The 10,401-nt window shown below is 42.3% G+C and carries 8 protein-coding genes; 1 reads left to right on the top strand and 7 read right to left on the bottom strand.

Annotation, left to right across the window (positions count from 1 at the left end; all coding sequences use genetic code 11):
• The first annotated feature begins 318 nt into the window (after nucleotides 1–318).
• Nucleotides 319–1,731: a hypothetical protein gene (locus EHR06_RS13635; RefSeq protein ID WP_135757496.1), complete on the top strand. Its 1,413-nt coding sequence runs from the start codon at nucleotides 319–321 to the stop codon at nucleotides 1,729–1,731.
• A gap of 17 nt (nucleotides 1,732–1,748) precedes the next feature.
• On the opposite strand, the gene EHR06_RS13630 is transcribed toward EHR06_RS13635, so the two are convergent.
• From EHR06_RS13630 to EHR06_RS13600, 7 genes are read right to left on the bottom strand one after another with little or no spacing between them, the layout of a single operon-like run.
• Complete coding sequence (locus EHR06_RS13630) at nucleotides 1,749–2,561, bottom strand: NADH-quinone oxidoreductase subunit B family protein (RefSeq protein ID WP_135757495.1); 813 nt, start codon at nucleotides 2,559–2,561, stop codon at nucleotides 1,749–1,751.
• Nucleotides 2,558–3,976 carry a hydrogenase large subunit gene (locus EHR06_RS13625; RefSeq protein WP_135757494.1) on the bottom strand — a complete coding sequence of 473 codons (1,419 nt, stop codon included), beginning with the start codon at nucleotides 3,974–3,976 and terminating at the stop codon, nucleotides 2,558–2,560. Before EHR06_RS13625 ends, EHR06_RS13630 begins: the two co-directional genes overlap by 4 nt.
• A complete protein-coding gene (locus EHR06_RS13620; protein ID WP_135757493.1) occupies nucleotides 3,973–5,196 on the bottom strand; it encodes a proton-conducting transporter transmembrane domain-containing protein in 1,224 nt (407 codons plus the stop codon). The genes EHR06_RS13625 and EHR06_RS13620 overlap by 4 nt, the downstream gene beginning before the upstream one ends.
• A complete protein-coding gene (locus tag EHR06_RS13615; RefSeq protein WP_135757492.1) occupies nucleotides 5,193–5,804 on the bottom strand; it encodes a formate hydrogenase in 612 nt (203 codons plus the stop codon). Before EHR06_RS13615 ends, EHR06_RS13620 begins: the two co-directional genes overlap by 4 nt.
• Before the next feature lie 2 nt (nucleotides 5,805–5,806).
• Nucleotides 5,807–6,697 (bottom strand): NADH-quinone oxidoreductase subunit H, encoded by an 891-nt coding sequence (locus EHR06_RS13610; protein WP_135757491.1) that lies wholly within the window; start codon nucleotides 6,695–6,697, stop codon nucleotides 5,807–5,809.
• Nucleotides 6,664–8,385, bottom strand: coding sequence for a proton-conducting transporter transmembrane domain-containing protein (locus EHR06_RS13605; protein ID WP_135757490.1), 1,722 nt, complete (start codon nucleotides 8,383–8,385; stop codon nucleotides 6,664–6,666). The genes EHR06_RS13610 and EHR06_RS13605 overlap by 34 nt, the downstream gene beginning before the upstream one ends.
• Before the next feature lie 12 nt (nucleotides 8,386–8,397).
• Nucleotides 8,398–10,329: an alginate export family protein gene (locus EHR06_RS13600; RefSeq protein WP_135757489.1), complete on the bottom strand. Its 1,932-nt coding sequence runs from the start codon at nucleotides 10,327–10,329 to the stop codon at nucleotides 8,398–8,400.
• Between the last annotated feature and the right edge of the window lie 72 nt (nucleotides 10,330–10,401).

The raw sequence follows: 10,401 nt of genomic DNA, 5'->3' as shown, positions 1-10,401 counted from the left end.
TTCCCCTCCCGGGTGAACTCCTTCAGGCGTAAAGACCATATTAATTACGTCACTCAACCGGTCAAATCACTTTTGTATTTATTTCTTCGAGTTTTTCTCTTTTTTTCAAACCTTTTAGACTCTGATTTTAGATGTAAATAGGCTGAACATAAGCTGAAAAACTCGAAAGTAATAGTTCACCTTTTATTCAACTTATGACCATTCTTCTGTCGCATAAATGGATTTCCAAGGGATGAGGATTTTATTATTCTCGAATTATAAATAGAAATTAGCTGGATTGGGAAAGTATTCTACGGACTTAAAGATAGGAGAATTCAATTGGGACCGGCAAAAGAATACATAGATCAATATTTAAAAGAAAACATTCTACAGTCTGAAACGATCCATAGAATGAAACATGTGATCCGTGAATTTAGTTTAAGAACTCCTAAAGTACTAGTCACTAAGTGTATAGACGGAAGAGTTCATGGAAGTAAATTAAAAGGATATCCTGTCACTACGATACGTTTTGGTAGAACGGACGGAAACATCGTTTCTACGAACTTGAATAATTTTTGGTTCTGGAATCGTATAGATAGAGTCGTAAATGATGCGTTATGCAACACACCTGGAATGCCTGCGTTATTTATAGCATACATGCATAGATCCGATATCCCGGGACTCGGTTGTGCGGCTCACGGAGGGAATGAAGAAGCTGCCCGCGCTGCGATCAGAGAACAAGCAGAAGCTGTCCGGAAAGTTTTTCCTAAAGAGCAGCTCTATGTGATCGAAGGGATTACGAATACGGATTTGATGTCCGAAACTTTAATATTCGATGACGGTACCATTATAGATTCTCAGGAAATAGTTACAAATTTCGGATTTAACGAACCTTCTGAAATATTCCATTCCGCTTTTTTAAAATACCAAATTAAGGATCCTGCAATTTCTAAAAATGTAGGATTTAAGACTCCGGAAGAACTATTTTCCGGAAAGATCCCTGATTTTTATGCGGATTTTCAGACTTCTCTTTCTCTCAAATCCTTTTTGATCCGTGAGATCTCTGCGATCATTTCTGCCGGAGAGATCGAGATCCAGAAATTAATACAACCGGATCTATTCCATGCAGTCTATCAGAAACTTTCCGGGATCAAAGACCTGCCTTCTACACTTCTTCCTAGTTTGTTATACCAGATCATCTGGAATGTGGCTTATACTTTAAACCAAAAACGTAAACTTTCCAAATTAGCTGCGGAAGAACGTTGGAAACATTTAGATCATGCGGAAGAGCTGATCTGTTACGGAGAAGGTTTTGAACTATTACAAAGAAATAAAGCGGTTCTGGTAAAAACGGGAAGAGGAGATGATACGGATGCACTACTCGTTGCCAAAAAAGTTTTAGATAAGAATAGGCAAAATGATCCCAAGCCCTACCCTGCTATCGTTCATTTGAATGTGGAAATTTCAGGAGAACTTAGGACTTGGGAGGATTTTAATGAAAACGTTTCTTCTAGAGTGAATACAATGGTACGTAATCTGGAAGCTGTCTTCCAGAGCCAGGAAGTGGTGATCCTGACTTCTTATTCATATCTGGACCAAAAAAGATTTTATCCGATCCATACGAAATTAGACCCAAGGATCTCTTATCCTATGGATGTGATCTCAGATATAAACGGAGAAGATAAATTTTCAGGGATCGGTTTAAAAACGAAGGAAGCGTTTTACGCAGGTGAGATGATTACTTCTACGTAAAAGCTTCCGGATGAGATTTAAGATTTAGAGCGTCGTTCCGTTAAGAATTTGGAAAGTTCTTCTCTAAAGGAGAACTTCTTCCTGCCCATTAAATAACGGAAAGCGCTTACGATTACATCCGGTCTAGGAGGATCTCCTCCGATAAACAGATCCGGCTCTTTCGGTAATTTTCCTCTTTGGAAAAGTCCGCCGGAAACTGCTTCCGTTCCGCAGGCGATAAGCGCCTTAGGCCCTGGAGTTGTATCCCAGGCGACTTGCAGAGGAATTTCCATATTCGGTCCAACCGGTCCTGCGAACACGACTGCATCCGAATGTTTGGGAGATGCTACCACTCTTACCATACTTGCTTCGCTGTCAAAAACCGCATTAAAACTCGCGTTGATCTCGGCTTCTGTGGCGTTATTGCCGCTTGCCGCGACTTCTCTGTATTGGAAGCCTGTGTTTTTGGTGATCTTACGGAATTGTTTTACGTTTTCGGAAACTTCTTCCTCATAAGACGCTGGAACTCCATCTATATAACGTACTTTTAATGCTTCTCTATCCGCTGAATATACGTGGACAAATCCCGAGTTTTCCAATTGTCCGGAAGAAGCTTCTACACAATGACCGCACTGTAAACATGCACCGTAATCAAATGTAACCTCCTTAGAAGAGGATACTTTTAAACCGCCGGTGGGACAAACCTTCTCAATTGATTTGTCCAAGTGAAATCCTTTTTTAGAAGAAGGAACAGGGATACCTCTCGCATTCGGATTGGTAGGCCCCATCTTTTCGAAATTTAGATTTTTTGCCGGAAGGAATATATTAATAATTTCCTGGATTTGTTTCATAGATCCACTCCCACATAACTGAGGTTGAAAGATTTATTATTTAGAGGGAAATCCCCTATATTCTCCCCTCTGACTGCGAGCTCCAAAGCATGCCAGTTCGGAACGGAAGGATCTCTCACATAAGCTTCCGAAATATCTCCGGAAGAATTTAGGGAGAAGGAGATGAGCACAGGGCCTCTCCATCCTTCTGTCGTGCCGAAATATACTCCGGGTTTAGCTTTGGATACTTTCGTTTTTTGGAAACTTTCATATACTTTATGAAAATTTTTTAATACTGGGATCGCTTTTGTCAACCAGCGCCCGCTATTCTTCAGTTCTTCATAACGAAGATAGAATCTTGCCCAGGCGTCTCCCGTCATTTGGCCTGCATCCAGATCCAAATTGATGGATTCTCCTGCGAGAGAATAACTGGGATCGTGATGGCGAAGATCTCTAGAATGGCCTGTACATTTTTCTACCATTCCGACGAAGCCAAGATCCTTGAGTTGTTTATGAGTGAGCGCTCCGCAGATCTGCAATCTTTCTCTGTTTGTAGATTTGTTTGCGGCTCTTTCAAAATGACCGGCCACATCGGATGTAACGTCTTGTATTCTTTTTGCCAGATCGTTTAGGAATGATTCAGTAAGTTCTTTTTTCAATCTGACTTTTCCGGGACTTAAGGCCCCTCTTCCGAAACGAGAACCGGTTAGAGCTTCCATTACTCCCAAAGGAACTCCTCTTTGCATGGCGCATACGCCTTGGAGAGGATAATAACCTACGTCACCCGCAATTGCTCCCATATCTCCGATATGGATCGCGATCCTTTCAATTTCGAGAAGGACGGTTCTTGCGAAATTCACTTCTTCTGGAACTTGGATGCCGTGAGCTTCTTCGAATGCTTTACTGAATGCGATTGCATAAGCGATAGTAGAATCTCCAGAAATCGCTTCCGCGTAAGGAGAAATGGAGTCCTTATTCTGGCCTTTCATTTTTTCCAGAAGTCCTCTTTTTTGGAAACCTAAACGAATATCCAAGTTTTGGATCTCTTCTCCTTCTACAATAAAACGAAAATGCCCAGGCTCGATTACTCCCGCATGGATCGGTCCAACTGCGTGGGAATAAAAGGAAGCCGGAACGGGAACATTGATCCCTCTATAGACTAAATCTTTAATCCCTGCTTTTGTCAGAAATTTTTCGAGAAGATGTTTTCTATCTTGGGAGAGATACCTTTCGTAATCCATAGAAGAATAATCTTCGGCTCCTTGGTCCGTACCAAGACTATGCCTGAGAACCCAAATCGGATTGGAATGATCCTCATATAAACTTTTTTCTGCGGATTTAGAAAGAGTTTCCTTTTCTATCCCGTCTCGAGTCAGCCAGAAACGATGAGTTTGTTTCGTTTCCGAAGTGTGAAAAATTCCGGTAACGTTTTTCATAATACACCTTGTAATAACAGGTAAAATCCCCAGCAGCCAGTGCTGAGAAGAAGTAGAAGTAGGAAAAATCCGTTGGTCATTCTGATCCTAAGAATTGTGGAATGATCTTTTGAAAAAGGTCTTCCTTTGATATTCAACAGTGGCGCAAGTTTATACAACATCACTCCAAAGAATACGATCCCTAAGATCGGAACCAGGATTACGAATGTTTTCCCGCCTATTTGTCCTGCCTTGATCAGAATTATATCCGTAACGAATATAGGAGAACCAGGCATCACGAATGCTAAGAACAATGCCAGAATGAATAGAGACAAAGCGGGTTTATTGATCGAGTCCGCTTGTATGATCTTATGAAGTTCTCTTTTTCCTGCATCCATTCTTACGATTCCCATGCTGATGAATAAAAGTGATTTCACCACCAAGTTAGTCGCCATCATGAATAAGAAAGCTGTATCACTTAAGTCCATCCAAAGGAAAACCGCCAAGGCTCCCGTATGGAAAAGAGCAACTTTTGCGGAAATCCTTCTGATATCGTCCCTGTCATATACTGCAAAAATACTTAAGAAAATCGTTAATATCCCTAAAACCAATAAACCGTCAGCGCCGCTGAACGTATGAGGGAAAAGTTGGTGATCTAAATGAACGAATGGCCTAAGTGCAAAACAAACCGAAACAGGAATGAATGCGGAAAGCAAGGAAGAGACTTGAGTAGGACTTTCTCCGTAAGTATCTTCTATCCAAACGTGATTCGGGAAAAGCCCTAGTTTTGCAGTGTATCCGAAAATCGCGAGCCATAAACCTATCTCTACCCAAATGATCTCCGGATGAGAAGAAGAGTTAGCCGCCAAAAATTCGATCGGTTGATTGATCACATGCAAAGAGGATCGAATGAGTATGATCCCTAAAAATGCGATACCTAGACCGAAAGAGTTGATCAGTAGGAATTTCCAAGCGATCGGGAATGATTTTACTGTCCTACTGGAGGAGATAAGTAACGCGCCTACGAACGTAGTCGCTTCTATCAAGACCCATTGTACTGTAGTACCTTCTTCATTCCAATCTCGTATGATCCAAACCGCAAAATTGATCGCGGCACAGATAACTAGTAAGATCGACCAGAATAGCAAGTTGGTCTGGTTCTTTGTAGGAGCTAAAACATAGGTTAGAAAAATTAGGACGAAGACCCCTGCTCCGATCCCTAAAAGAATATCGAAGTTCATCTGGATATTTCCCCCTTATATTGTTCGCTGTTGATCCTGAGGGCGGCACCCGCTCCAATGATCAAAACAGCATCCAAGAAGGATCCGAACTCGCTTCCGATCGGGACTCCCGATTTTAAAAGTAGAGTGAGTAAGAATGTTCCGTTCTCAAAAATACTGAAACATGCGATCACTCCGATCCAGTTCCTTCTTACTATAAATCCGATCACTCCGATGTATATTAGAAGAAGGACATATAATAATCCGTATTGATGGGACTTCCCGAAAAATGCGGAAACTATATCCATGAAGAAGTAACAAGCCGCCGCACCCGCGAACAAAAGTGCGAGTGTAGGAAGGTAACCTACTTTAGGAAAAGTAGATTCTGGAGAATGTATTCTTCTCGCAGTCCAAAAAAGAATGATCGGGGTTAAGATCCCTTTGAATACGATCACCATCGCCGCTAAAAAGATGGAATGGAAACCGTCCCCACTTTCCTCTTGGTATAAAGGAAGAAGTAAAAGAAAACCTTGGATCCCCAAAAGGATGACTACCCTCTTGAGCCTGTTCTCTAAAAGAATGACCACACCGGTCAATAGAATGATAAGATAACTAAGGTCTGCGCTCATATTTATTTACCTAGTTTCAGAAGAATTCCCAAGATCAGCATGAAGATAAAATTCAGTCCGAGTAATTCCGGGATCCAGATCCATTTCCTTCTTGTACTGTTTGCTTCCCAATAACCGATTAATGCGGAAAGAAGAATGGCTCCTCCGAAGGAGGCTAATTCTTTCCAGATAGGAACGGAGGAAACTCCTAGGAAAACTTCCACATGTTCTAATCCTAATTTGGTTAGAAGTAAGAATAAAGAAGCGGTTTTGAATTGGTGAGCCAATTCGAAAAATCCTCTAGTTCTTCCGGAAGCTTCTAATAACATTGCTTCGTGAACCATCGTAAGTTCTAAGTGGGTTCTTGGGTCGTCAAACGGCGGTTTAGCGAGTTCGGAAAGAACGATCAATGTGGCTCCCAGGAAGAATAAGATCGCAAAAGAAATATGTGCGAAGTTTTCGTGAAATACTACATTGGATTCCAATACCACAAGAACTAAGATCAGGATCGGTTCTCCAAAGATAAAAAGAAGGGTTTCTCTTGCCGCTCCCATTCCGCCGAAAGAAGTTCCGTTTTCCACTGCATAAGCCACAGTAGCGAATCGGATCATACCGATCAAAAAAGGGATCAGCAATAAGGAAGCCCATTCGAAAGAGACCAAGGACCATAAAACAAGACCGAAAGCAAAAGCGAATATCGCGGAACTCTCCGAGAAAAATCCGGAGAAAGGACCGTCTATCGGACTTTTTTTGATCATTCGAACTGTGTCATAAAGTATCTGTAGAACAGGTGCCCCTCTTCTACCTTGGGCATAAGCCCTGATCTTCTGGAGAACGCCTCCGCATAAGAAAGGAAGGGATATAAAGGCAAAAATCTGGATCAGAATGCCCAATAAGAAAGTAGCTGTGACCATATGTCTCCCTCCGCAAGACGAACGATAATGATAACGATCAAAATTGTTAAAACAGTAAAAGAAGAATAAGTTAAGTCCACGGAGATGGATTCATCATCCGCTCCTCTGATCTTAGCTTTCAAAGAGGAAAGAATTCTTAATAAAATCTTAATAAACCCTTTGTCCAATCTGGAATTGCCCGCTTCATCTGCAAAATATCTGCCTAAAGGAGCGGCTAGCGGATCGGAAAGAGCGGAACTCATGATCGCTACCTCCGATCCGCCGAATAAACCGCCGCAATCCCACAGTTTTCTCTCTTTGATCTTATGTCTGAGTCCTAACAACCCTACGCTTAACAGTATGACTAGACCGATTACGTTTAAGATCCCGATTCCCCTGAACCAGGAGAAATCCAACCATTCCACTCTCACTGCATAATAGTTTGTGAGGCTTAGAATGATCAAAGGTGAGATCAGTACCAAAGCTCCTGTCAAAAATAAGGAAACATTGATTGGTGTATTCTTTCCATGGTCTTCGAAATTTGTACGGGGTCTGGAAAGAACAAGTCCGAGGAAAAGTTTTAAGTGAGCCGCAGCGCCCACCGCTAAACCTGTGCAGACTAAAATGAGAAGTGGAAGAACAAGTGCAGCACTAGTATCTGTAACTTCTAAAACTGCGGATAATAATTTAATAAAAGTGGATTCGGATAAGAAGCCTGTGGTCCCCGGGATCGCAAGAAAACTCATTGTCCCGATCGCGGCTAAGAATGTAGGAATTCCACTGATCCTTCCCACACCTGTATTTCCGTCCGATCCTGATTTTCCCGATAATTTAGTAAGATATCCGAAGAATAAGAACTGAAATGTTTTACTGATACTATGGTGGACCAAAGAGATCAGAAAAAGAACTCCGAATGCTTTACTTAACATTCTTAAACTTTCCTGCTCGCTGGACTGCCAATAAGCGGAAATAAGTAAGCTTAACCACATAAAGTTCATATTTTCCACCGTGCTGTAAGCGATGGATTTTTTGACTTCTCTGCTGAATAATGCGGTGATCCCTGCCCATAATACTCCGATTCCGGCTAACGGTATTAGGATAGTTGCATAATGGGTCCCGGGTAAAAGTGGAAGAGCAAATTTAGAGAATAATACAAGAGGTAGATTGACTAATAATCCGGAGTAAGCCGCAGAGGCGTGTGCAGGCGCTCCTGCGTGAGCTTCGGGCAACCAGAAATGAACTCCGAAAAATGCCGACTTGATCAAAAGTCCCAAGATCAGAAAAAATAATCCGGATCTTGGATCGTTTGAAAAGATCCAAAACGTAAAACAGAAGGCGCCGATCCCGCCTGCAGCAACTAATGCTACGAAACTTCGTATGGAGGCATCATTCCATTTGCCTCCGATATAAAGAAGAAAAGCGCTTATCGTGGACAATTCCCAGAAAAGGACTAACCACAAACTTTTTCCTACCAGGTAACAAATCCCTGTGCTTATAAAAAAAACGGCGTAGCCAAAAATGACCAACGCCTTTCTTTCTTTTTCATAACCGTATACATATACGGCTATAAAACTGCCTAGTATCGCCTGGAGAGATAACCCAAGGCCGATCGAACTATCTTTCCCGAAAAAATCCACTCCGAGCACATTTCCTATTAGAAAAGGTGCAAGAAGAGAAGTTATGACGGATAGATAAGCCAACACTGTCATACGTATTCCTTTTTAGAAGCCTGCGTTTATTTGGAAGAAGAACATATGGGCCATTGAGGCCGTTCCGTTCGCTCCTGTCGCAACTCCTGTGTTCAAATGAAGACCTGCAGATTCAGTTCCGACAGGCTGAAGGTTGTAATGATAGAGAGCATTTCTCTGATTCTTAACGGCATTACCCGCAGTCAAGATACCACCACCGATCCAGATCGAAACGTAATCGTTTAAAACATACATCCAAGTAAAGTCGAACTCATTGTAGAGATTTCTGCCGGTACCACCTACTTCGATCGTAGTTTGTCCGACACCATTACTTTCAGTAGAAGCTCCGGTATTTGCAGAACCGTTGATCGCATACCAAGCGTCCTGTGTCTGGACCTTGTTATTGATGATATAAGCGGCGTAGAATGTTCCGTAATGATCGGTCTTATAGGAAAAATTGAAATTATAAGAACTTAAGTTTTTAGTATCAATGTTTTCTGAAAGACCCGAGACGTTATTCCAATAAGGAAATACTCCGAAACGAGGACCTGGAAGAGTTTGGAAAGTTCCGCTGCTTCCATCCGTGCGGTTTCTATCCCCGGAAGCGTAAGTGTATTGGAAACCTGCTCTTAATTTTTCGAAGAAGGTATAACCTGTCTGTAAAACATGGAAGGAACCGGAATATCTTTGTGCTTGTGTGCCGTAACTGTGCCCGGATAGACCTGCTACATTATTCTGCACATAAGAATCCAAAAGTGGATCTTTTACGGTTCTTTCTCCTGTGGCCCCGCTCTGCCATGCGCTTTCTATCGCCCAGTCCAAAGCCCCCCAGAAGCCATCCTTAGGAAGGTTATTATTGGCAGTTCTATTCGTGATCCTGAATCCGGTGGTGATCAGGTCGCTTTGTTGTTTTGCCCAAGAGTTATTATATAGATCTAGATCCGATTTAGCTCCTGCAATCGCGGTCTTTTTAGTCAAAAGCCCGATGGAGTAAACGTCCAGAGTAAACCAATCTTTCGCAGTTACGGAGTTATAAATACCTACAATGTATTGATCCGGCTGCCCTGGATTTACAGTAGTAACCTTTTTAGTAACCGGGTCAGTGACCGTAAGAGGTGCGTTAGCCGAAAGCACTCCGTTCACACCGTTTTGGTTGGCTGCAATTTTAGTTCCAAAGAAGTGGATCTTGTAATTGTCCTGGTCGAACATGATACGAGCTCCGTCATAAGACAGACCGTTCATCGTCCAGTTCGCACCCCCTAACATTCTTTGGTCTCCATATGCAAGAATTTGTCTACCAACCTGGACCTTAGCATCCAACGGAAGTTTTTTCAACATGATGAAAGCTTCGCGAAGGGTCGTTTGGCTCGGTATATTTGTACCGGATCCTGCAGCAGGATTACTAGTTGTAGTCGTTCCTGCTCCATCGAAAACGTTCGCACGAACGTCTCCAACGCTTGCAGGAGTTTCTCCTCCCCAGACTCTCGCATCTTGGAAGGTGACTTTTGCGGAAAAATAGGGACTAGGATCAATGATGAAAAATACCTGAGAGGTCTGCATCGCCCTGGATGTATAACCTTTATTCGATTTATCGAATGCTAGGTTGTATCTGTCCTCGTATCTAGGACGAATATAGGCACCTACCCTGATCCAATCGTTCAACCATGCTTTTTTACGGTTCGCGACTTTTTTTCCCAATTCAGGCTCGAAGAATGTACTTCTAGTGTAATCAGGAGTTAGACCACCGGTCTTCATGGTAGAAACATAACTGTCTTCTTCCTCTGCTGCAGACTTTTGAGGGGTTGCAGTGACTGGGGTTGGGCTAGGTTCCGCTGTTACGGTCCCTTTATTAGCTGTTTGAGCGAATACACTCGGGGAACCGACGGTTAAAAACAATAGAATTAAGCTGAATTTACCAATCGGTCGGATTTGATGGATTGTTTTAAAGGATCGAAACACTTTCATATTGGTACTCCGTGTTTTAGTAGATTCGAATATTAGAAATTTCTCCTAAAATTCGAAACCGGATACAAAAAT

It is taken from the genome of Leptospira dzoumogneensis (assembly GCF_004770895.1).
GTDB lineage: Bacteria > Spirochaetota > Leptospiria > Leptospirales > Leptospiraceae > Leptospira_B > Leptospira_B dzoumogneensis.
The sequence above is the reverse complement of the archived record's forward strand: the minus strand, read 5'-3'. Positions and strand labels throughout refer to the sequence as shown.

What these genes read in the sequence shown, in the direction of transcription:
- EHR06_RS13610 (WP_135757491.1), bottom strand. Translation starts at nt 6,697, where the DNA reads ATGGTCACAGCTACTTTCTTATTGGGCATTCTGATCCAGATTTTTGCC.
- EHR06_RS13605 (WP_135757490.1), bottom strand. Translation starts at nt 8,385, where the DNA reads ATGACAGTGTTGGCTTATCTATCCGTCATAACTTCTCTTCTTGCACCT.
- EHR06_RS13625 (WP_135757494.1), bottom strand. Translation starts at nt 3,976, where the DNA reads ATGAAAAACGTTACCGGAATTTTTCACACTTCGGAAACGAAACAAACT.
- EHR06_RS13620 (WP_135757493.1), bottom strand. Translation starts at nt 5,196, where the DNA reads ATGAACTTCGATATTCTTTTAGGGATCGGAGCAGGGGTCTTCGTCCTA.
- EHR06_RS13630 (WP_135757495.1), bottom strand. Translation starts at nt 2,561, where the DNA reads ATGAAACAAATCCAGGAAATTATTAATATATTCCTTCCGGCAAAAAAT.
- EHR06_RS13600 (WP_135757489.1), bottom strand. Translation starts at nt 10,329, where the DNA reads ATGAAAGTGTTTCGATCCTTTAAAACAATCCATCAAATCCGACCGATT.
- EHR06_RS13615 (WP_135757492.1), bottom strand. Translation starts at nt 5,804, where the DNA reads ATGAGCGCAGACCTTAGTTATCTTATCATTCTATTGACCGGTGTGGTC.